This window comes from Vibrio sp. 1078-1 (assembly GCF_033340475.1).
Window position 1 is genome coordinate 1 of sequence record NZ_JAWOWM010000817.1, and the last position, 534, is coordinate 534.

Consider the following 534-nt stretch of genomic DNA (forward strand, 5'->3'; position numbering starts at 1 on the left):
TAGTGCAGTCGATGCGACGTCGGTACGCGTGCGTGCCCCGCGTGATGTCAGCCAGCGTGTGGCGTTTTTGTCCGCGATTGAAAACCTAGAGTTTGACCCAGCTGATGGCGCGGCGAAGATCATTGTTAACTCCCGTACTGGCACGATTGTCGTTGGCAAACACGTGCGTCTTAAGCCTGCGGCAGTGACGCATGGTGGCATGACTGTCGCCATCAAAGAAAATCTAAACGTTAGCCAACCAAACAGCTTCTCTGGCGGCCAAACGGTCGTGGTGCCCGATTCAGATATCGAAGTGACGGAAGAAAAAGGCAAAATGTTCAAATTCGAGCCGGGTTTGACGCTGGATGACCTCGTACGTGCGGTGAATGAAGTGGGCGCAGCACCTTCTGATTTGATGGCCATCTTACAAGCATTGAAACAAGCTGGTGCCATCGAAGGCCAGTTGATCATCATTTAATGGTTAGGAGGTTGCGATGATGAAGAATCCTAACGATATCGGTTTTATTCACGATATTAGCTCACTCGATAGCCTGC

The 534-nt window shown here is 50.9% G+C and carries 1 protein-coding gene; it reads left to right on the top strand.

All coding sequences use genetic code 11. The annotated features are described in order from the left end of the window. On the top strand, window positions 1-457 hold a 457-nt coding region (locus R7190_RS30250), incomplete at its 5' end, for a flagellar basal body P-ring protein FlgI (protein WP_318138259.1). Window positions 458-534 lie beyond the last annotated feature (77 nt).